This window comes from Pseudomonas izuensis (genome assembly GCF_002356535.2).
GTDB classification, from domain to species: Bacteria; Pseudomonadota; Gammaproteobacteria; order Pseudomonadales; family Pseudomonadaceae; genus Aquipseudomonas; species Aquipseudomonas izuensis.
The window spans coordinates 1,638,426-1,659,365 of sequence record NZ_AP017423.2 but is presented as its reverse complement, the minus strand read 5'-3'; the positions used below and the strand labels follow the sequence as shown (position 1 = coordinate 1,659,365).

Sequence of the window (20,940 nt, the reverse complement as noted above, 5' to 3'; positions counted from 1 at the left end):
TCCTGCATCGTAATCAATGCAAAAAATTTTACTTGGAGTAAATGCAAAGGTGACAGCTCAATGTCGATCCACACCTATCGAGTCTTCCCGAACTCACATCCCTGATGTCCTGCTCCACCCTTGATCGATCCCTCCCCTGCCCTTGCCTCCCCAGTGGTTACAGCTCGACATGGAGGTCCCCATCGAAGGGAAAGCAAGTCAATTGAGATCGAGATGCAATGCCGAATCAGGTCAGATATGCCTGCCGGCCATTCTACAGGGAGTATCGATAATTAATAACTCACGCGCCGACGAGAGACAAAAAATCATTTGAAAACAAATAAGAGCTTCAATTATGAGCCCTTGGACCAGGCACCTTCAGCAGCTTTTTCAAGTAATCCCCGTACGCCGTTTTTTCAAGACGATTTGCTTGAACTGACAGCTCTTCGCTGGAAATCCATCCACTGTTGTAGGCGATTTCCTCCAGGCAAGCCACCTTCAAGCCCTGGCGCTTTTCGATGGTATGCACGAAGTGGCTGGCCTCAAGCAGCGAATCGGGCGTTCCGGTATCAAGCCAGGCAAAACCGCGCCCGAGGATTTCAACCTTAAGCGCCTTCTGCCTGAGATAAGCGAGATTGACATCCGTTATTTCCAGCTCACCTCGCCCGGACGGTTTGATGCTCTTCGCGATCTCAACCACCTGATTGTCGTAGAAATACAGGCCAGTGACAGCGAAATTGGATTTTGGATTATCGGGTTTCTCTTCGATGCTTAAGGCTTGGCCATTCGCATCGAACTCCACAACCCCGAAACGCTCCGGATCAGACACGTGATAACCAAAAACAGTCGCCCCGTGCTCCTGCTTGCTAGCGGAGCGCAAGCTTTCCGAGAAGTAGTGACCATAGAAAATGTTATCGCCCAGAATCAGGCAGCATGGGTCTTTACCGATAAATGCCTCACCAATGATGAAGGCTTGTGCCAACCCATCAGGACTTGGCTGTTCCGCATAACTCAGCTCGATCCCGTAAAGACTGCCGTCCCCCAGCAGTTTACGAAAATTTGGTAGATCTACGGGCGTAGAGATGATCAGAATTTCACGTATGCCCGCGAGCATCAGCACCGACAGCGGATAGAAAATCATCGGCTTATCGTAGATTGGCAGCATCTGTTTGGACGTACCCAAGGTCAACGGATGCAAACGCGTGCCCGAACCACCCGCGAGAATGATGCCCTTACGATTTATCACTGTCATTTGTTCAGAACTTCCCTGAGCATTCGGGTCACACCACTCTGCCAATCAGGCAAGTTGAGAGAAAAGTTGTCACGCAGCTTTTGCGTATCCAGACGCGAGTTCAGCGGGCGACACGCAGGCGTCGGATACGCGCTGGTTTCGATGGGATTGATTGACGTGACTGCCAATGCCTCACCGTTGGATCGGGCAAAATCGATCACATGGCTTGCATAGCCGTACCAGGACACTTCTCCACTGGCCGCAAGATGATACAAACCCGACAGCTCAGGACGCCACAGCACCTGCTGAATGGCCAACGCGGTAACATCGGCAATCAGGTCGGCCCCGGTTGGGGCACCGAACTGATCGGCGATAACGTTCAGAGACTCTCGCTCCCTCGCCAGGCGCAGCATGGTGAGCGCAAAGTTATTTCCGCGGGAGCTGTAAACCCAACTGGTGCGGAAAATCAGATGTTTGCATCCACTCGAGATAATCGCCCGCTCGCCAGCCAGCTTGCTGACTCCGTAGTGGTTCAACGGTGCGACTGCATCGGACTCTCGCCATGGCGTGGAGTTCCGACCATTGAAAACATAATCGGATGAGTAATAAACCAGCCAGGCCCCCAATGACGCCGCCTCGTCAGCCAACACCTGACATGCCAGGCCATTCACACGACTGACCAATTCAGTGTCGGTTTCAGCTTTATCAACGGCCGTGTAAGCGGCAGCATTGACGATAACGTCTGGCTTCACTTGCCGGATCGTCGCGCGTAACGCAACCAGATCAGCCAGATCACCGCACAAGCCATCCACTGTGTGCCGATCAAGGGAAATCAGATGACCAAGGGGGGCGAGAGAGCGCTGCAACTCCCAGCCCACCTGCCCGTTTTTCCCCAACAAGAGGATTTTCATACCTGACTCAATCGATCGGCGTAGTTTTGATCGATCCACTGCTGGTAGCTACCACTCTTCACATGAGCAACCCACTCAGCATTGTCGAGGTACCACCTGACAGTCTTGCGAAGTCCGGATTCAAAGGTTTCCTCGGGAACCCAACCCAATTCGCGCTGCACCTTACCGGCATCGATCGCATAACGGTGGTCGTGACCAGGACGGTCTTGAACGTGAGTGATCAGACTGGAATGAGGTCGATGCAAGGAGCCTGGACAGAGTTCATCGAGCAACGCGCAAATTGCACGCACCACTTCAATGTTTTGCTTTTCATTGTGACCACCAATGTTATAGGTCTGCCCCACCACACCTTGGGTTACAACCTTATAAAGCGCCCGAGCATGATCCTCGACGTAGAGCCAGTCCCGAACCTGCTTGCCATCACCGTATACCGGCAGGGGCTTGCCTTCCAGCGCGTTGAGAATGATCAAAGGAATGAGCTTCTCGGGGAAGTGACAAGGACCGTAATTGTTTGAGCAGTTGGTGATCAACGTAGGCAAACCATAGGTACGACCCCAGGCGCGAACGAGGTGATCGGAACTGGCCTTGCTGGCGGAATAGGGAGAGCTTGGCTGGTATGGAGTGGTTTCGGTGAAGAGGTCTTCCGGACCTTCGAGGTCTCCGTAAACTTCGTCCGTCGAAATATGGTGGAAGCGAAAGGTGGCTTTGCGAGTGTCATCCAGCGCCGCCCAATAGTGACGTGCTGCCTCCAGTAGGTTGTAGGTACCGACGATATTGGTCTGAATGAATTCAGCCGGTCCGGAGATCGAGCGGTCGACATGAGACTCTGCGGCCAAATGCATGATGGTATCTGGCTGGTACTGACGCAGAATGCGATCCATCTGCTCACGATCGCAGATATCGATTCGCTCGAAAACATAGCGCGGGTTTTGGCTGGCCTCAGCCAAGGATTCAAGGTTACCGGCGTAAGTCAGTTTATCGACGTTGACCACGGAGTCGCCAGTGTCGGAAATGATATGGCGAATGAGCGCCGAACCAATAAAGCCCGCGCCGCCAGTAACTAGAATTTTCACGCGAATCCACACCCTTAAGTTACTGATTGCATCGCCAATCTGACGCGCAGAACCTTTCACGCCGCTATTGAGCGGTATCTATGGCTTCGTGTCGGCTCGGTAATTGGATATGGGCTAGCAGTGACACGCATTCAATCAAGCAAGACGCCTGCGTGAAACTCTCGATGCACGCCCCAAAAGCCAGCCAATAACCGGCCCGATCACCATGCCGATCAACAGCGCAAGCACCATGACCAACGAAACAGGTAGTTGCGGCCCAGCCCAACCAAGGAACAGTAATGTAACCGATTGCTGATTCTCAAGAACGAACGCGAGGATCGCCAAAACCAGCAACAGAACAAACACCGCAAGCAACACACGCTTGAGGTTACGCATCAGCAGCTCCTTGAATGGCGACGACTGTCAAAGCCCTTCCTCCTCGTCCTCGTTCACACGATCACGCAATTCTTTGCCTGGCTTGAAATGTGGGACGAACTTGCCGTCGAGACTGACGGACTGACCGGTTTTCGGGTTGCGACCTACCCGCGGCGCGCGGTAGTGCAGGGAGAAGCTGCCAAACCCACGGATCTCGATGCGATCACCCGTAGCCAGGCACTGGGACATTTGCTCAAGCATGGTCTTGATGGCCAGCTCTACATCCTTTGATGAGAGTAGCCCTTGATGGGTGACAATTCGTTCGATCAACTCCGACTTCGTCATATTTTTCCCTTCTTTTTCAAGCAGCTAGGAAAATCGCTTCAAAGGTTTTAGCATGCCGTGGCGAATTTGAACAGCCCGAGTTTTGACATCCCCACCCCCCTCGCACCGTGCTTGTTTTTCAGAGCATCGAAACGACCTCTTCCATCACGTGCTCACCTGCAAATAACCAGCATCGTGCGTGTCAGGAAGCCCGCCGGATTGAAGCCAAAGGGGAAAACATCCTCTTCCTTAGCGTCATCAGACCTTGCCACCACCTTGTATCCTGACGCCTTGCACTCCCTGGCAGCTCGCTTACGACACTTCTCCCATCCAGATCCCAATCCCGAACAATCGATCTCAATACCACTGACCCCACGCACCGCGTGAGTCTTGGCGTTAGTGGTACAGCCTGTCAGTGCCAGCATCGCTATTACGACAATGAGCTTGTTCATTCACTACCTTATGCCAGGCGCGCCACCCGACTATCATTCACTTCAGGCTATAGACTAGCTACAAATAAGCGATTGATCCGACTAAAAAAACAGACATCCATTCACGAGAATTGGTTTCCTTCCTTCCCGACAGTTTTGTAGCTTTCACCGAATTACAGGCACAAAAAAGGGCGACCGAAGTCGCCCTTTTTTACAGAAAGTCAGAACTTAGTTCTGTTTTTCCGCTTGTGCAGCACGCAGCAGGTCACCCAGAGTGGTGGCTACTGGAGCATCCGTAGCTACTGGCTTGTCGCGCAGGCTTTGGATGGCTTCTTTCTCGTCTTCAACGTCTTTCGACTTGATCGAGAGCTGGATTACACGGCTCTTGCGGTCAACGCTGATGATCTTGGCTTCTACTTCTTCGCCTTCTTTCAGAACGTTACGAGCGTCTTCAACGCGGTCACGGCTGATTTCGGAGGCTTTCAGAGTTGCTTCGATATCGTCGGCCAGAGTGATGATGGCGCCTTTGGCGTCAACTTCTTTCACAGTGCCTTTAACGATGGCGCCTTTGTCGTTAACCGAGACGTACTCGGAGAACGGATCGCTTTCCAGTTGCTTGATACCCAGGGAGATGCGCTCGCGCTCTGGGTCAACCGACAGGATAACGGTGTCCAGCTCGTCGCCCTTCTTGAAGCGGCGTACGGCTTCTTCGCCCACTTCGTTCCAGGAGATGTCGGACAGGTGAACCAGACCGTCGATGCCGCCGTCCAGACCAATGAAGATACCGAAATCGGTGATCGACTTGATGGTGCCGGAGATCTTGTCGCCCTTGTTGAACTGGCCAGAGAAGTCTTCCCATGGGTTCGACTTGCACTGCTTGATGCCCAGGGAGATACGACGACGCTCTTCGTCGATGTCCAGAACCATAACTTCCACTTCGTCGCCGACTTGTACGACTTTCGAAGGGTGGATGTTCTTGTTGGTCCAGTCCATTTCGGAAACGTGTACCAGGCCTTCAACGCCTTCTTCCAGCTCAGCGAAGCAGCCGTAGTCGGTCAGGTTGGTTACACGAGCGGTAACGCGAGTGCTTTCTGGGTAACGGGCTTTGATAGCAACCCATGGATCTTCGCCCAGTTGCTTCAGGCCCAGGGAAACACGATTGCGCTCGCGATCGTACTTCAGAACCTTGACATCGATCTCGTCGCCAACGTTGACGATTTCGGAAGGATGCTTGATACGCTTCCAAGCCATGTCGGTAATGTGCAGCAGGCCATCGACGCCACCCAGATCGACGAATGCGCCGTAATCGGTGAGGTTCTTGACGATACCTTTGACTTGTTGGCCTTCCTGCAGGGATTCCAGCAGAGCTTCGCGCTCGGCGGAGTTCTCGGCTTCCAGGACGCTACGACGGGAAACGACAACGTTGTTGCGCTTCTGGTCGAGCTTGATGACCTTGAATTCCAGCTCTTTGCCTTCCAGGTGCGTGGTGTCGCGCACTGGACGGACGTCAACCAGAGAACCTGGCAGGAACGCACGGATGCCGTTAACGTCGACAGTGAAGCCGCCTTTAACCTTACCGTTGATAACGCCCTTGACCACTTCTTCGGCTGCGAAGGCTGCTTCCAGAACGATCCAGCATTCAGCGCGCTTGGCTTTTTCACGGGACAGCTTGGTTTCACCGAAACCGTCTTCAACCGAGTCCAGAGCAACGTGAACTTCGTCACCGACGTTGATGTTCAGTTCGCCAGCGTCGTTGTAGAACTGCTCCAGCGGGATCAGTGCTTCGGACTTCAGGCCAGCGTGAACGGTTACCCAGCGAGCTTGGTAATCGATATCAACGATAACACCGGTGATGATGGAGCCTGCCTGAAGGTTCAGGGTCTTTAGGCTTTCTTCAAAGAGTTCCGCAAAGCTTTCGCTCATTTTAATTCCTGTTGATGAGGGCGAAGAATACGCCCATCTCCACATCCCAGACGATGTGGGTTAGTTTCATTTAAAAGAAGCGCCGCAGGACTATGACTGGTCCCCCGCGGCCCTCTTGGTCACCCGGCGATATCGCGAATGGCGATCTCGCTCATGATGCGTTCCAGCACCTGATCGATGGATAATTCCGTGGAATCCAGCTGTATGGCGTCAGCCGCCGGCTTGAGCGGGGCTACCGCTCGCTGGGTGTCACGCTCATCGCGTGCACGTATCTCATCTAGCAGACTCGACAGACTAACACCATCGACTTTGCCCTTCAACTGCAAGTATCGACGGCGCGCACGCTCCTCGGCACTGGCGGTGAGGAAAATCTTCAGCGGCGCATCCGGAAAAACCACCGTACCCATGTCACGGCCATCGGCAACCAGGCCCGGTGCTTCCTGAAAGGCGCGCTGGCGCTGGAGCAGCGCTTCACGTACCGCCGGCAATGCAGCCACCTGGGAGGCTCCGGAGCCGACGCTTTCGGTACGAATCACGTCGCTGACTTCATCGCCTTCCAGAATGATGCGCTGCAGCTGACCGTCGGTCGCCGCAATGAACTGCACATCCAGATGAGCGGCAAGTTTTTTCAACAGTTCTTCATTGGTCAGGTCGACGCCGTGGTTATGCGCGGCGAACGCCAGCAACCGGTAAAGCGCACCGGAATCCAGCAAGTTCCAGCCCAGGCGCTTGGCCAGTATCCCGGCGACAGTGCCTTTTCCGGAGCCGCTTGGCCCATCAATAGTGATGACCGGTGCAATGCTGATCACGACTGAGCCTCTTGTGCCACGCGAATGCCGGTTTGTGCACACAGCGCCAGGAAGTTGGGGAACGACGTCGCAACGTTGGCGCAATCATGGATGCGGATCGGCGCAGTGGCACGCAGCGAGGCAACGCTGAACGCCATGGCAATCCGGTGATCGCCGTGACCGTGCACTTCCCCACCACCGATCGAACCACCATCGATAATGATCCCGTCAGGCGTCGGCTCGCATTTGACACCCAGCGCCAGCAAACCATCGGCCATGACCTGAATACGGTCCGATTCCTTGACGCGCAATTCCTCGGCGCCACGCAGCACGGTGCGCCCTTCAGCGCAGGCAGCAGCCACGAACAGCACCGGGAACTCGTCGATAGCCAGCGGAACCAGCTCTTCCGGAATCTCGATACCTTTGAGTTTAGCTGCACGTACACGCAGGTCAGCCACCGGCTCGCCGCCAACTTCACGCTGGTTTTCCAGGGTGATGTCAGCGCCCATCAGACGCAGGATGTCGATCACCCCGGTACGGGTCGGGTTGATGCCGACATGCTCGAGCACCAGCTCCGAACCCTCGGCAATAGATGCTGCCACCAGGAAGAACGCCGACGACGAGATGTCGCCCGGTACTTCAATGTGGGTCGCGGTCAGCTTGTTGCCGGACTCGACCGATGCGGTTGCGCCGTTGACCGTGACCGGGTAGCCAAAGCCGCGCAGCATGCGCTCGGTATGGTCACGGGTCGGTGCAGGCTCGGTGACGGTGGTCTTGCCATCGGCGTACAGACCCGCCAGCAGCAGGCAGGACTTCACCTGGGCACTGGCCATCGGCATGGTGTAGGTCAGGCCCTTGAGCTTGTTGCCACCACGAATGGTCATCGGTGGACGGCCATCAGCGGCGGTCTCGATCACGGCACCCATTTCACGCAGCGGATTGGCTACGCGATTCATCGGGCGCTTGGACAGCGAAGCGTCGCCGGTCAGGGTGCTGTCGAAGCTCTGCGCGGCCAACAGACCGGACAGCAGACGCATCGAAGTACCGGAGTTGCCCAGATAGATCGGACCCGGCGCAGGCTTCAGGCCATGCAGGCCGACGCCGTGAATGGTCACGCGACCGTGGTGCGGACCTTCGATCACGACACCCATGTCACGGAAAGCCTGAAGTGTCGCCAGGGCGTCTTCGCCCTCGAGGAAACCTTCCACTTCAGTGACGCCCTCGGCCAGGGAGCCAAGCATGATCGAACGGTGGGAAATCGATTTGTCACCTGGTACGCGAATCCGACCGGACAGGCGGCCACCAGGTTGAGCCAGGAAAATCAGATCGTTGGAATTCATAGCGTCCACATAGGCCCTGCGGGCCAGGATTTTACTGAAATGCTCGCGGGCAACCCGGGCGCGAGTGAAAACGCCCAACAATTGGTGCCCATCCCCTGCATCGACCGCGTCGCGCAAGGCGTCGAGGTCGCTGCGAAATGTATCGAGTGTGCGCAGGACAGCTTCGCGGTTAGCGAGGAAGATGTCGTGCCACATCACCGGGTCGCTTCCGGCGATTCTTGTGAAATCGCGGAAACCGCCCGCAGCGTAACGGAAGATCTCAAGGTTTTCATTGCGCTTGGCCAACGAATCGACCAGGCCGAACGCCAGCAAGTGCGGCAAATGACTGGTAGCAGCCAATACTTCATCGTGGCGCTCGACCTGCATGTGCTCGACATCGGCGCCCAATTCGCGCCACAAGCGGTCGACCACGGCCAAGGCTTCTGGATCGGTCTGATCCAGCGGCGTCAGAATCACTTTATGGCGGCGGAACAACTCGGCATTGGAGGCTTCCACCCCGCTCTGTTCGGAGCCGGCAATCGGATGGCCCGGCACGAAACGCGACGGCATGCCGCCGAACGCTTCGGTAGCGGCACGCACGACATTGCCCTTGGCACTGCCGACGTCGGTCAGTATGGCTGCGCCCAGATCCATGCCCGCCAGTCGAGCGAGCAGTTTTTCCATGGCGAGGATCGGTACAGCCAACTGAATGACGTCCGCCCCCTGACAAGCCATTGTCAGGTCGTCTTCACAGCGATCCACCACGCCCAACTCAACCGCGAGCTTGCGCGACTGAGGGTCGAGATCGACCCCGACCACTTCGCGGCACAGGCCACTTTCACGCAAGCCCTTGGCAAACGACCCACCGATCAAACCCAGACCGACCACCACCAGGCGACCGATCATAGGTTCAGCAGATTGCAGCGCAGTGACATCAACCACGAGCCAGAACCTTGGTCAGCGCCTCGAGGAAGCGGCTGTTTTCCGCCGGCAACCCAATGGTGATGCGCAAGTGATTCGGCAGGCCATAGTTGGCCACCGGGCGTACGATGACGCCTTCACGCAGCAGGCCCTGGAACACAGGGGCCGCTTCACGCCCGACATCAACGCAGATGAAGTTGCCCTTGGAAGGAATCCAGCTCAGCCCCAGCTCGCGGAACCCTGCTTCCAGTTGCTGCATACCGGCTTCGTTCAGGCGACGGCCTTCGGCCAGGTATTCGGCGTCTTGCAAGGCCGCGCAGGCAGCGGCCAGGGCCAGGCTGTTGACGTTGAAGGGCTGACGCACACGATTCAGGACGTCGGCGACCACAGCGGTGGACAAACCGTAACCGACCCGCAGCGCTGCCAGGCCATAGGCCTTGGAGAACGTCCGCGAAACCAGCAGGTTCGGGTAGGCCGCGAGGAAATCCAGACCGTCCGGCAAGTCGCTGCCCTCGGCGTACTCAATGTACGCCTCGTCCAGCACCACCAGCACATGCTCCGGCACGTCCTGCAGGAATTCGTCCAGCGCCTCGGTATCGAACCAGGTGCCGGTAGGATTATTCGGGTTGGCGATGAAAACCACGCGAGTATTGGCGTCAATCGCCGCCAGCATGGCCGGCAAATCATGCCCCCAATTTTTGGCCGGGATCACCTTGGCCTGGGCGCCGACGGCCTGGGTCACGATCGGGTAGACCGCAAACGCGTGCTCGCTGAACACTGCATTGAGGCCTGGCGCCAGATAGGCACGGGCGACCAACTCAAGAATGTCATTGGAGCCGTTGCCCAATGTCACCTGATTCAGCTCGACGCGGCACTGGTCAGCCAACAATGTCTTCAGCGCAAAACCGTTGCCGTCCGGATAGCGGGTCAGCTCGGCCAGCTCTTCACGGATGGCAGCCAGGGCCTTGGGGCTCGCGCCCAGCGGGTTTTCGTTGCTTGCCAGTTTGACGATGCTGGCCGGATCGATGTTCAGTTCACGCGCCAACTCGTCCACAGGCTTGCCCGGAACGTAAGGAGAAAGTTGTTGCACGCCCGGCTGTGCCAGAGCGAGGAAATTGCCACTCATTTGCTACCGCCCTTAGAGAACTGCTTTCGGGTAGGAACCCAGCACCTTGAGTGCTACTGCTTCCTGACTGATCTTTTCCAGCACACCTTTTACCAGCGGATCGCGGTGGTGGCCGACAAAGTCGATGAAGAACACGTAGGTCCATTTACCGCTGCGCGACGGACGGGTCTCGATTCGCGTCAGGTCAATGCCGTTGTCATGGAATGGCACCAGCAACTCGTGAAGCGCACCTGGCTTGTTGCTCATGGAAACGATGATCGAGGTCTTGTCGTCGCCGGTCGGCGGCACTTCCTGGTTGCCGATCATGAGGAAACGCGTGGAGTTATCCGGACGGTCCTCGATTTTCTCAGCCAGGCGGGTCAAGCCGTACAGGCCGGCCGCCATGTCGCCGGCAATCGCCGCCGAGTTCCACTCACCCTTGACCCGCTTGGCCGCTTCGGCGTTGCTGGACACTGCCACGCGCTCGACATTCGGATAATGGGCGTCCAGCCACTTGCGGCACTGAGCCAGGGACTGGGCATGGGAGTAGATACGACTGATGCTGTCGGTCTTGGTATTTTCACCGACCAACAGGTGATGGTGGATGCGCAGCTCGACTTCGCCGCAGATCACCATGTCATGCTCGAGGAAACTGTCGAGAGTATGGTTGACCGCGCCTTCGGTGGAGTTTTCCACCGGAACCACACCGAAGTTCACCGCACCGGCCGCCACTTCGCGGAACACTTCGTCGATCGCCGCCATCGGCTTGCTGATCACGGCGTGACCGAAATGCTTCATCGCAGCGGCTTGAGTGAAGGTGCCTTCAGGGCCGAGGTACGCCACTTTCAGCGGCTGCTCGAGCGCCAGGCACGACGACATGATTTCGCGGAACAACCGCGCCATCTCTTCGTTGCCCAGCGGCCCCTGATTGCGCTCCATGACACGCTTGAGCACCTGAGCTTCGCGCTCAGGACGATAGAACACCGGCACTTCACCTTCGGCCAGCGAGGCCATCTTTACTCGCGCGACTTCCTGGGCGCAGCGCGCACGCTCACTGATCAGCTCCAGGACCTTCTCGTCCAGGGCATCAATGCGCAGGCGCAGTGCCTTGAGTTCTTGCTCAGACATTAGCCGTGTTCCTTCTCGAACTCTGCCATGTACGCCACCAGCGCGTTGATCGCGTTGATGTCGACGGCGTTATAGATGGAGGCGCGCATGCCGCCCACGGAGCGGTGGCCCTTGAGGTTCAACAGGCCGCGCTCGTCGGCACCCGCCAGGAACGGCTTGTCCAGACGGTCGTCCGCCAGGCGGAACGGAACGTTCATCCACGAGCGGTCCGACTTGTTGATCGGGTTGCTGTAGAGGCCGCTGGCATCGATGAAGTCATACAGCGTGCGCTGCTTCACTTCATTGAGCTTGCCGATGGCTTCGACGCCGCCCTGCTCCTTCAGCCACTCGAACACCAGACCGGACAGGTACCAGGCCAGGGTCGGCGGGGTGTTGTACATCGAGCCGTTATCGGCCGCGACCTTATAGTCGAGCATGGTCGGGCAGAAAGAACGGGCGTGACCCAACAGGTCTTCGCGCACGATGTTGACCACGATGCCGCTCGGGCCGATGTTTTTCTGGGCGCCGGCGTAGATCATGCCGAAGCGCGAGACATCCATCGGACGCGAGAGAATGTCCGAAGACATGTCGGCGACCAGAGGAACATCGCCGGTTTCCGGAACCCACTGGAACTCCAGGCCACCGATGGTTTCGTTCGGTGCGTAGTGAACGTAGGCAGCGTCCTTGGACAGCTTCCACTCGTTCTGGCCGGGAATGGCGAAATAATCGTAAGGCTTGGCGGTAGCGGCTACGTTGACGCGGCCGAAGCGCGAGGCTTCTTCGATGGCTTTCTGCGACCAGATACCGGTGTCGATATAATCGGCAGTGCCGTTTTCCGGCAACAGGTTCAGAGGAATCTGAGCAAATTGCTGGCTGGCGCCACCTTGCAGAAACAGGACTTTATAGTTCGAGGGGATATTCAGCAGATCACGCAGATCCTGCTCGGCCTTGGTGGCAATGGACACGAACTCATCGCTGCGATGGCTCATTTCCATGACCGACAGGCCCTTGCCATGCCAATCAAGGAGTTCACCCTGGGCGCGCTGCAGGACAGCTTCGGGAAGCGCCGCAGGACCGGCACAGAAGTTATAGGCTCTCTTGCTCACATCCAATCTCGCTCTGATTTGGTGGTAACACGCGATAAATCACAATATCAATCGACACAGGATTCCTGCCGAAGCAGGCAACCTGTGGGAGCGAGCCTGCTCGCGAATGCATCACCGCGGTGCTTCAGAGGTACCGCGGCGCCTGCTTCGCGAGCAGGCTCGCTCCCACAGGGGATTTTCATGGGCGTCGATATTTCCGTTCGGACAAACAACAAGGGGGCGAATTTTCATCCGCCCCCTCATGTCCACTTACTCTTGTGGCTCTTCGTCAGCAGCGGCGTCGAGTTGCTGGTCTTCTGCGGCGTCGTCGATCACGACCTCACCGACGAACCCTGCACCCTCTTCACCTTCAAAACCTTCACCTTCGAGCTCTTCACCCTCGACTTCCGAAGGCTCCTGAACCCGCTCGAGGCCAACCAGGGTTTCATCCTTGGCCAGTTTGATCAGGGTCACGCCCTGGGTGTTACGACCCAGGCTGGAGACTTCGTCGACACGGGTGCGCACCAAGGTGCCCTGGTCGGAAATCAGCATGATTTCCTCACCGTCGAGCACCTGGACCGCGCCGACCAGACGGCCGTTACGCTCGTTGCTGACCATGGCGATAACGCCCTGACCGCCACGCTTGTACTCTGGGAACTCGGTGATCGCCGTGCGCTTGCCGTAGCCACGCTCGGAAGCGGTGAGGATCTGGCTGCCTTCTTCCGGGATCAGCATGGAAATCAGCTTCTGGCCTTCCGGCAGACGCATGCCGCGCACACCACGAGCGGTACGGCCCATGGCGCGAACGTCGGATTCCTTGAAGCGAGTCACTTTGCCGCCATCGGAGAACAGCATGACTTCACGTTCGCCATCGGTGATCGCAGCGGAAATCAGCACGTCACCTTCGTCCAGCTCCAGCGCGATCAGACCAACGCTGCGCTGACGGCTGAAGGATTCCAGCGGGGTCTTCTTCACGGTGCCGTTGGCGGTCGCCATGAAGATGTAGTGACCTTCGGTGTACTCCTCGACCGGCAGCATGGTGGTGATGTATTCACCGTCATCCAGTGGCAGCAGGTTGACCAGTGGGCGACCACGGGCAGCGCGGGATGCTTCAGGGATTTCGTAGGTTTTCAGCCAGTACACCTTGCCCTTGCTGGAGAACAGCAGCAGCGTGGTGTGGCTGTTGGCAACCAGCAGGTGAGCGATGTAATCCTCATCCTTGACGCCGGTAGCCGACTTGCCTTTACCGCCACGACGCTGGGCCTGGTACGCAGCCAGCGGCTGGGTCTTGGCATAGCCGCCGTGGGAGATGGTCACGACGCGCTCTTCTTCCGGGATCATGTCACCCAGGGTCAGGTCGAGGCGGGCATCGAGGATTTCAGTGCGGCGCACGTCGCCGTATTCGGCGCGAATCACTTCCAGCTCTTCGCGGATCACTTCCATCAGGCGCGTGGCGCTGTTGAGGATGCGGATCAGCTCGCCGATCTGGTTGAGGATCTCTTGATACTCGGCCAGCAGCTTTTCGTGCTCCAGACCGGTCAGACGGTGCAGACGCAGTTCCAGAATCGCTTGCGCCTGTTCTGGCGACAGGAAGTACTTGCCGTCGCGCAGGCCGTATTGCGGATCGAGGTTTTCCGGACGGCACGAATCGGCGCCGGCACGCTCGACCATCGCCACCACCGCGGAGGACTCCCAAGGGGTGCTGACCAGCGCTTCCTTGGCTTCCGACGGGGTTGGCGAGGCCTTGATCAGGGCAATGACCGGATCGATATTCGACAGGGCAACCGCTTGACCTTCCAGGATGTGACCGCGCTCACGCGCCTTGCGCAGTTCGAACACGGTACGACGGGTCACGACTTCGCGACGGTGACGGACGAACGCTTCCAGCAGGTCCTTAAGGTTCAGGATCCGCGGACGGCCGTCGATCAGCGCGACGATGTTGATACCGAACACCGCTTGCAACTGGGTCTGGGCATAGAGGTTGTTGAGGATGACCTCCGGCACTTCGCCACGACGCAGCTCGATCACGACGCGCATACCGTCCTTGTCGGACTCGTCGCGCAGTTCAGTGATGCCTTCGAGTTTCTTCTCTTTTACCAGCTCGGCGATCTTCTCGATCAGACGCGCCTTGTTCAACTGGTAAGGGAGTTCGGTGATGACGATCTGCTGACGGCCACCGACCTTGTCGATATCTTCGATGATCGAGCGGGCGCGCATGTAAATGCGGCCACGACCGGTGCGGTAGGCTTCGATGATGCCGGCGCGACCGTTGATGATCGCGGCGGTCGGGAAGTCCGGACCGGGGATGTATTGCATCAGTTCATCGACGGTCAGCTCGGGATTGTCGATGAGCGCCAGGCAACCGTCGATGACTTCACCGAGGTTGTGCGGCGGAATGTTGGTCGCCATGCCCACGGCGATACCGCTGGAACCGTTGACCAGCAGGTTGGGGATACGGGTCGGCATGACCGCCGGGATCATCTCGGTGCCGTCGTAGTTCGGCACCCAGTCCACGGTTTCCTTGTGCAGGTCAGCCAGCAGTTCGTGCGCCAGCTTGGTCATGCGCACTTCGGTGTATCGCATGGCCGCGGCGTTGTCGCCGTCCACCGAACCGAAGTTGCCCTGGCCGTCTACCAGCAGGTAGCGCAGCGAGAACGGCTGCGCCATCCGAACGATGGTGTCGTACACCGCGGTATCACCGTGCGGGTGATACTTACCGATCACGTCACCGACAACACGGGCAGATTTCTTGTACGGCTTGTTGAAGTCGTTACCCAGCTCGCTCATCGCGAACAGCACGCGCCGGTGCACGGGCTTCAAGCCATCGCGCGCATCCGGCAGTGCCCGCCCGACAATTACGCTCATCGCGTAGTCGAGGTAAGACTGCTTCAGCTCGTCTTCGATATTGACCGGGAGGATTTCTTTGGCCAGTTCGCCCATGAGAAGCCTGATTCCTTTTTCTGGTGAAACTTCGTCACATCCATATGGGACGAACGAAGCTCGCCGCTGCAGGCTGAGTGCCATGCACCGACTTACGACAAATCAACGAGTTATGCCATGGATCTGCGCAGTAAAGGTTGCCCTGCCGGGCAACTCTGGAAACCGCCGGATGTTATCACAAGAGCCGCCACGCACCTATCCCCCAGATGCGCATGGAGTGTAGTTAGTTGACTGATGGCAGGCTGATAGGGGATCAGAGGGGCTTAGAGCCGGATTGAATGTAGAAACCAGGTCTGATTCGGGCTGATTTGCTGATTTTAAGGGCCTCTTCGCGAGCAGGCTCGCTCCCACAGGGGGCCTCGTTGTGCCGACTACTGTAGTCACACCTCGATTACTGTGGGAGCGAGCCTGCTCGCGAAGGCGATATTTCAGACGCGAGAAACCGTCAATGCAGACGCTTGCGGCACATCAACTGCGCCATCTTCGCTGTATCCGGCCGCTCGACGATGCCTTTTTCGGTGACGATGGCATCGATCAGGTCCGCGGGCGTCACGTCGAACACAGGATTGAACGCATCGACTTCAGCCCCGACCCGCTTGCCGCCGACCTCCAGCAACTCACGGCCATCACGCTCTTCAATCGGAATGTCGTCGCCGCTGGCCAGGTTCATGTCGATGGTCGAACTCGGTGCCACCACCATGAAACGCACGCCGTGGTGCATGGCGTTGACCGCCAATTGATAAGTGCCGATCTTGTTCGCCACGTCGCCATTGGCGGTAATCCGGTCCGCACCCACGATCACCCAGGTAATACCCTTGGTTTTCATGATGTGGGCGGCGGCGGAGTCGGCATTGAGGGTCACCGGGATGCCTTCGTTGGCCAGTTCCCAGGCCGTCAGCCGCGAGCCCTGCAGCCATGGACGGGTTTCGTCGGCGTAGACACGCTCGACCATGCCTTCGATGAACGCCCCGCGAATCACCCCCAGTGCCGTACCGAAGCCACCTGTGGCCAGCGCGCCCGTATTGCAATGGGTCAGGATCGCCTGAGCATTACCCTGATGCTTGCGGATCAGATCGACGCCCAGTTGCGCCATGGTGAGGTTGGCTTCGCGATCACTTTCGTGAATAGCGATCGCTTCAGCCTCCAGCGCTGCCAGCGGATCGGCATTGTCTTTCAAGCGATCCAGCCGATCGTGCATGCGACCCAGGGCCCAGAACAGATTGACCGCGGTTGGGCGTGAATCGGCAAGCAGCATGAAATCCTCTTCCAGCGCCGCGTACCAGTCGCCCCCTTCAGCAATCCGGGTACGGGCTGCCAGTACGATGCCATAGGCGGCACTGATACCAATCGCCGGCGCACCGCGTACCACCATCGAACGAATGGCCTCAGCCACACCAGCGGCGCTGGTATAGGCAATCCAGGTTTCCTCGAACGGCAAAATACGCTGATCCAGCAGGTACAGGGCGCCATCACGCCAATCGATGGCCTTCACCTTCTCCGCAGCCAACAGTCGATCGCGCATCCCACACCCCGCACTCATGAACAAAAGCCGCCGATTATAGCGATCCCCCCGCGAAGACGCTCGGGTATACTTCGCCATCCTTTACAAAAGCACTGGAACCGACCCTCGATGCCGAACACCGCCGCTGCGCTCGACCTGTTATTGCTGCCGACCTGGCTGGTACCCGTCGAACCCGCCGGCGTTGTCCTCAAGGACCATGGCCTGGGCATCCGCGACGGGCGTATCGTCTTCATCGGCCCACGCTCCGCCGCACTGAAGCTTAACGCAACCGAAACCCGCGAACTGCCGGACATGTTGCTCAGCCCCGGCCTGATCAATGCCCACGGGCATGCGGCAATGACCCTGTTCCGTGGTCTGGCCGATGATTTGCCCCTGATGACCTGGCTGGAAAACCATATCTGGCCGGCCGAGGCCAAATGGGTTGACGAGGATTTCGTTCGCGACGGCACGGACCTGGCCATTGCCGAACAACTCAAGGGTGGCATCACCTGCTTCTCTGACATGTATTTCTTCCCGAAGGTTGCCAGCGAACGCGTACACAACAGCGGTATTCGGGCACAGATCGCGGTTCCGATCCTCGACTTCCCGATTCCAGGCGCCAGCACGGCGGACGAAGCCATTCGTCAGGGCGTCGAGTTATTTGGCGATCTCAAGCACCACGAGCGCATAAAAATCACCTTCGGCCCCCATGCACCCTACACTGTGGGCGATGAAAACCTGGAAAAAATCCGGGTGATCACCGAAGAACTGGACGTTGCAATCCACATGCACGTGCATGAAACCGCTTTCGAAGTGCAGCAATCGGTCGAGCAGCGTGGCGAACGCCCACTGGCCCGCCTCGCTCGGCTGGGCATGCTGGGGCCGCGGTTCCAGGCGGTTCATATGACCCAGATCAGCGATGAAGACTTGGCCCTGCTGGTAGAAAGCAACACCAGCGTGATTCATTGCCCGGAGTCGAACCTCAAGCTGGCCAGCGGGTTTTGCCCGGTAGAGCGCTTGTGGCAAGCCGGTGTCAATGTCGCCGTCGGCACCGATGGCGCCGCCAGCAACAACGATCTGGACCTGCTCGGCGAAACCCGCACCGCTGCCCTGCTGGCCAAGGCCGTGGCTGGCTCGGCAACCGCCCTGGATGCCCATCGCGCCCTGCGCATGGCCACCCTCAACGGCGCCCGCGCCCTGGGGATCGAAGCTGAAGTCGGATCGCTGGAAGTCGGTAAAGCCGCCGACATCGTCGCGTTCGACCTCTCGGGCCTTGCCCAGCAACCGGTTTATGACCCGGTTTCGCAGCTTATATACGCCACGAGCCGGGACTGCGTGAAACACCTTTGGGTCGCCGGCAAGCAACTGCTCGACGATCGTCGCCTGACACGCCTGGATGAACAACAGCTGGTCTCCACCGCCAAGGCATGGGGCCAACGCATCAGCGGTCGCACCGAATAGATAGCACCCCGGATTCAACGCCGGGACATCAGGATTTTTCAAGTTTTTCGAGGACTTAAACCATGAGCAACGTCGACTACGCCGAAATCGCCAAATTCGAAGCCCTGGCCCATCGCTGGTGGGACCGCGAAAGCGAGTTCAAACCGCTGCACGACATCAACCCGCTGCGGGTCAACTGGATTGATGAGCGCGTCAATCTGGCCGGCAAAAAAGTCCTCGACGTCGGTTGCGGCGGCGGCATCCTCAGCGAATCCATGGCTCAGCGCGGCGCCACCGTGACGGGCATCGACATGGGCGAAGCGCCGTTGGCGGTCGCGCAGTTGCATCAGTTGGAGTCCGGCGTGAACGTCGAGTACCGGCAGATCACCGCCGAAGCCCTGGCCGAGGAAATGCCGGAGCAATTCGACGTGGTCACCTGCCTGGAAATGCTTGAGCATGTGCCGGACCCATCCTCGGTGATCCGCGCCTGCTTCCGCATGGTCAAGCCCGGCGGCCAGGTGTTCTTCTCCACCATCAACCGCAACCCGAAGGCCTACCTGTTCGCCATCGTCGGCGCCGAATACATCATGAAGCTGTTGCCCCGCGGCACACATGACTTCAAGAAATTCATCCGTCCTTCCGAACTCGGCGCCTGGAGCCGCATGGCCGGCCTGACCGTCAAGGACATCATCGGCCTGACCTACAACCCGCTCACCAAGCACTACAAACTGGCGGCCGACGTGGACGTCAACTACATGATCCAGACCCTGCGCGAGGAGTAAGCCGATGCCAATCAGAGCAGTTCTTTTCGACATGGACGGCACTCTGCTCGACACCGCGCCGGACTTTATCGCGATCTGTCAGGCGATGCGTGCCGACCGTGGCTTGCCGCCAATGAACGACAAACACATCCGCGACGAAATCTCCGGTGGCGCCAAGGCGATGGTCGCCGTGACTTTCGCCATGGACCCGGAATCGCCAGGGTTCGAGGAGCTGCGCCTGGAATTCCTGGAGCGCTACCTCGTGGGTTGTGCAATCCACAGCAAACTGTTCGACGGCATGGGCGAACTGCTGGCCGACATCGAAAAGGCCAACCTGATCTGGGGCGTGGTGACCAACAAGCCGCTGCGCTTTGCCGAGCCGATCATGCAACAGCTTGGGCTGGCCGAACGTTCGGCGCTGCTCATTTGCCCGGATCATGTGAAGAACAGCAAACCGGACCCGGAGCCGCTGATCCTCGCTTGCAAGATGCTCGACCTCGACCCGGCCAGCGTGCTGTTCGTGGGTGATGACCTGCGCGATATCGAATCGGGTCGCGATGCCGGCACCAAAACCGCTGCGGTCACCTTCGGCTATATCCACCCGGACGATAATCCGCGGCATTGGGGGGCGGATGTGGTGGTCGATCATCCGCTGGAGTTGCGCAAGGTTTTGGACAGCGCCCTCTGCGGCTGCTGAGTTTTTTGAGACCGACCCTTGTGGGAGCGAGCCTGCTCGCGAAAAACCTGAGAGCGCCACAGGGCACCAGGCTTATCGTGTAATCGTTGACGACCATCGCGAGCAGGCTCGCTCCCACAGGGATAGCGCTTGACCTGAATATTTTTTGTTGAGGTTTTTATGTTTGATTATTCCGCCCGCCCCGACTTGCTCAATGGCCGGGTCATTCTCGTTACCGGCGCCGGTCGCGGCATCGGTGCCGCCGCGGCAAAAACCTATGCTGCCCACGGCGCGACCGTGCTGCTCCTGGGCAAGACCGAAGCCAACCTGACCCAGGTCTACGACGAAATCGAAGCCTCCGGCCACCCGCAACCGGCCGTGATTCCGTTCAACCTGGAAACCGCCCTGCCCCACCAATACGATGAACTGGCGGCGATGATCGAAAGCGAATTCGGCCACCTCGACGGTTTGCTGCACAACGCCTCGATCATTGGTCCGCGCACGCCGATCGAGCAGCTCTCCGGCGAGAACTTCATGCGTGTGATGCAAGTCAACGTCAACGCCATGTTCATGCTCACCAGCACCCTGTTACCGCTGCTCAAACTGTCCCAGGATGCCTCGGTGGTATTCACTTCCAGCAGCGTCGGACGCAAGGGGCGTGCGTACTGGGGCGCTTACGGCGTTTCCAAGTTCGCCACCGAGGGCCTGATGCAGACCCTGGCCGACGAGGTCGATACCGTGGCGCCGGTGCGCTCCAACAGCATCAACCCGGGCGCCACTCGCACCAGCATGCGTGCCCAGGCGTATCCAGGGGAAAACCCGCTGAACAATCCAACGCCCGAGGAGATCATGCCGGTCTACCTGTACCTGATGGGGCCGGACAGCACCGGCATCAACGGCCAGGCATTCAACGCCCAGTAATGCCGTACGTCGCTTTTGTGCCGCGCCGACTTCCCGTCGCGGCATTTGAGCAACCTATTCTTGTACAAAGCAGATTAAACTTGTACGAAATGTCCTACGGGACTGACGGACCAGTATGACGCGCAGCCCAAAGCCGCTCTCACCCAGCTT

The 20,940-nt window shown here is 58.4% G+C and carries 18 protein-coding genes; 4 read left to right on the top strand and 14 right to left on the bottom strand.

Annotated features, from left to right (window positions below):
* Positions 1-328: 328 nt before the first annotated feature.
* From rfbA to mtnA, 14 genes are all read right to left on the bottom strand, one after another.
* Entirely contained in the window at positions 329-1,231 is a 903-nt protein-coding gene (rfbA, locus tag LAB08_RS07535; RefSeq protein WP_096512810.1) for a glucose-1-phosphate thymidylyltransferase RfbA, read from the bottom strand.
* Positions 1,228-2,121, bottom strand: coding sequence for a dTDP-4-dehydrorhamnose reductase (rfbD, locus tag LAB08_RS07530; RefSeq protein WP_096512811.1), 894 nt, complete (start codon positions 2,119-2,121; stop codon positions 1,228-1,230). The genes rfbA and rfbD overlap by 4 nt, the downstream gene beginning before the upstream one ends.
* Positions 2,118-3,194 carry a dTDP-glucose 4,6-dehydratase gene (rfbB, locus tag LAB08_RS07525; RefSeq protein WP_096512812.1) on the bottom strand — a complete coding sequence of 359 codons (1,077 nt, stop codon included), beginning with the start codon at positions 3,192-3,194 and terminating at the stop codon, positions 2,118-2,120. Before rfbB ends, rfbD begins: the two co-directional genes overlap by 4 nt.
* 135 nt (positions 3,195-3,329) lie before the next feature.
* Positions 3,330-3,569 carry a LapA family protein gene (locus LAB08_RS07520; RefSeq protein ID WP_096512813.1) on the bottom strand — a complete coding sequence of 80 codons (240 nt, stop codon included), beginning with the start codon at positions 3,567-3,569 and terminating at the stop codon, positions 3,330-3,332.
* Positions 3,570-3,596: 27 nt separating this feature from the next.
* Entirely contained in the window at positions 3,597-3,893 is a 297-nt protein-coding gene (ihfB, locus tag LAB08_RS07515) for an integration host factor subunit beta (RefSeq protein WP_003369729.1), read from the bottom strand.
* 152 nt (positions 3,894-4,045) lie between these two features.
* The gene (locus LAB08_RS07510; protein WP_096512814.1) at positions 4,046-4,324 is read right to left on the bottom strand and encodes a hypothetical protein; all 279 of its coding nucleotides are present in this window, start codon (positions 4,322-4,324) and stop codon (positions 4,046-4,048) included.
* 207 nt (positions 4,325-4,531) lie between these two features.
* The gene (gene rpsA / locus LAB08_RS07505; protein ID WP_096512815.1) at positions 4,532-6,226 is read right to left on the bottom strand and encodes a 30S ribosomal protein S1; all 1,695 of its coding nucleotides are present in this window, start codon (positions 6,224-6,226) and stop codon (positions 4,532-4,534) included.
* Positions 6,227-6,345: 119 nt separating this feature from the next.
* Positions 6,346-7,035, bottom strand: coding sequence for a (d)CMP kinase (gene cmk, locus LAB08_RS07500; protein ID WP_007939921.1), 690 nt, complete (start codon positions 7,033-7,035; stop codon positions 6,346-6,348).
* Positions 7,032-9,239 carry a bifunctional prephenate dehydrogenase/3-phosphoshikimate 1-carboxyvinyltransferase gene (locus tag LAB08_RS07495; protein ID WP_254007538.1) on the bottom strand — a complete coding sequence of 736 codons (2,208 nt, stop codon included), beginning with the start codon at positions 9,237-9,239 and terminating at the stop codon, positions 7,032-7,034. The genes cmk and LAB08_RS07495 overlap by 4 nt, the downstream gene beginning before the upstream one ends.
* Before the next feature lie 28 nt (positions 9,240-9,267).
* Entirely contained in the window at positions 9,268-10,380 is a 1,113-nt protein-coding gene (hisC, locus tag LAB08_RS07490; RefSeq protein WP_096512817.1) for a histidinol-phosphate transaminase, read from the bottom strand.
* Between the two features lie 12 nt (positions 10,381-10,392).
* Complete coding sequence (pheA, locus tag LAB08_RS07485) at positions 10,393-11,487, bottom strand: prephenate dehydratase (RefSeq protein WP_007939916.1); 1,095 nt, start codon at positions 11,485-11,487, stop codon at positions 10,393-10,395.
* A complete protein-coding gene (serC, locus tag LAB08_RS07480; RefSeq protein WP_096515522.1) occupies positions 11,487-12,572 on the bottom strand; it encodes a 3-phosphoserine/phosphohydroxythreonine transaminase in 1,086 nt (361 codons plus the stop codon). The genes pheA and serC overlap by 1 nt, the downstream gene beginning before the upstream one ends.
* Positions 12,573-12,821: 249 nt before the next feature.
* Positions 12,822-15,491, bottom strand: coding sequence for a DNA gyrase subunit A (gene gyrA / locus LAB08_RS07475; RefSeq protein ID WP_096512818.1), 2,670 nt, complete (start codon positions 15,489-15,491; stop codon positions 12,822-12,824).
* Between the two features lie 445 nt (positions 15,492-15,936).
* Positions 15,937-17,013 (bottom strand): S-methyl-5-thioribose-1-phosphate isomerase, encoded by a 1,077-nt coding sequence (gene mtnA, locus LAB08_RS07470; RefSeq protein ID WP_096512819.1) that lies wholly within the window; start codon positions 17,011-17,013, stop codon positions 15,937-15,939.
* Positions 17,014-17,121: 108 nt separating this feature from the next.
* Here mtnA and LAB08_RS07465 point away from each other — a divergent pair, with 108 nt between their 5' ends.
* The 4 genes from LAB08_RS07465 to LAB08_RS07450 all read left to right on the top strand — a co-directional run bounded on the left by LAB08_RS07465 (position 17,122) and on the right by LAB08_RS07450 (position 20,790).
* A complete protein-coding gene (locus LAB08_RS07465) occupies positions 17,122-18,453 on the top strand; it encodes a TRZ/ATZ family hydrolase (RefSeq protein WP_096512820.1) in 1,332 nt (443 codons plus the stop codon).
* 62 nt (positions 18,454-18,515) lie between these two features.
* Positions 18,516-19,214: a bifunctional 2-polyprenyl-6-hydroxyphenol methylase/3-demethylubiquinol 3-O-methyltransferase UbiG gene (gene ubiG, locus LAB08_RS07460; RefSeq protein WP_096512821.1), complete on the top strand. Its 699-nt coding sequence runs from the start codon at positions 18,516-18,518 to the stop codon at positions 19,212-19,214.
* A 4-nt stretch (positions 19,215-19,218) separates the two neighbouring features.
* Entirely contained in the window at positions 19,219-19,890 is a 672-nt protein-coding gene (gene mupP, locus LAB08_RS07455) for an N-acetylmuramic acid 6-phosphate phosphatase MupP (protein ID WP_096512822.1), read from the top strand.
* 159 nt (positions 19,891-20,049) lie between these two features.
* Complete coding sequence (locus LAB08_RS07450) at positions 20,050-20,790, top strand: YciK family oxidoreductase (RefSeq protein ID WP_096512823.1); 741 nt, start codon at positions 20,050-20,052, stop codon at positions 20,788-20,790.
* The last annotated feature ends 150 nt before the right edge of the window (positions 20,791-20,940 follow it).

Excerpts from the sequence above, each read along its gene's own strand:
- rfbA (WP_096512810.1), bottom strand. The coding sequence starts at position 1,231 with ATGACAGTGATAAATCGTAAGGGCATCATTCTCGCGGGTGGTTCGGGC.
- rfbD (WP_096512811.1), bottom strand. The coding sequence starts at position 2,121 with ATGAAAATCCTCTTGTTGGGGAAAAACGGGCAGGTGGGCTGGGAGTTG.
- LAB08_RS07520 (WP_096512813.1), bottom strand. The coding sequence starts at position 3,569 with ATGCGTAACCTCAAGCGTGTGTTGCTTGCGGTGTTTGTTCTGTTGCTG.
- ihfB (WP_003369729.1), bottom strand. The coding sequence starts at position 3,893 with ATGACGAAGTCGGAGTTGATCGAACGAATTGTCACCCATCAAGGGCTA.
- LAB08_RS07510 (WP_096512814.1), bottom strand. The coding sequence starts at position 4,324 with ATGAACAAGCTCATTGTCGTAATAGCGATGCTGGCACTGACAGGCTGT.
- rpsA (WP_096512815.1), bottom strand. The coding sequence starts at position 6,226 with ATGAGCGAAAGCTTTGCGGAACTCTTTGAAGAAAGCCTAAAGACCCTG.
- LAB08_RS07495 (WP_254007538.1), bottom strand. The coding sequence starts at position 9,239 with ATGATCGGTCGCCTGGTGGTGGTCGGTCTGGGTTTGATCGGTGGGTCG.
- hisC (WP_096512817.1), bottom strand. The coding sequence starts at position 10,380 with ATGAGTGGCAATTTCCTCGCTCTGGCACAGCCGGGCGTGCAACAACTT.
- pheA (WP_007939916.1), bottom strand. The coding sequence starts at position 11,487 with ATGTCTGAGCAAGAACTCAAGGCACTGCGCCTGCGCATTGATGCCCTG.
- gyrA (WP_096512818.1), bottom strand. The coding sequence starts at position 15,491 with ATGGGCGAACTGGCCAAAGAAATCCTCCCGGTCAATATCGAAGACGAG.
- mtnA (WP_096512819.1), bottom strand. The coding sequence starts at position 17,013 with ATGCGCGATCGACTGTTGGCTGCGGAGAAGGTGAAGGCCATCGATTGG.
- LAB08_RS07465 (WP_096512820.1), top strand. The coding sequence starts at position 17,122 with ATGCCGAACACCGCCGCTGCGCTCGACCTGTTATTGCTGCCGACCTGG.
- ubiG (WP_096512821.1), top strand. The coding sequence starts at position 18,516 with ATGAGCAACGTCGACTACGCCGAAATCGCCAAATTCGAAGCCCTGGCC.
- mupP (WP_096512822.1), top strand. The coding sequence starts at position 19,219 with ATGCCAATCAGAGCAGTTCTTTTCGACATGGACGGCACTCTGCTCGAC.
- LAB08_RS07450 (WP_096512823.1), top strand. The coding sequence starts at position 20,050 with ATGTTTGATTATTCCGCCCGCCCCGACTTGCTCAATGGCCGGGTCATT.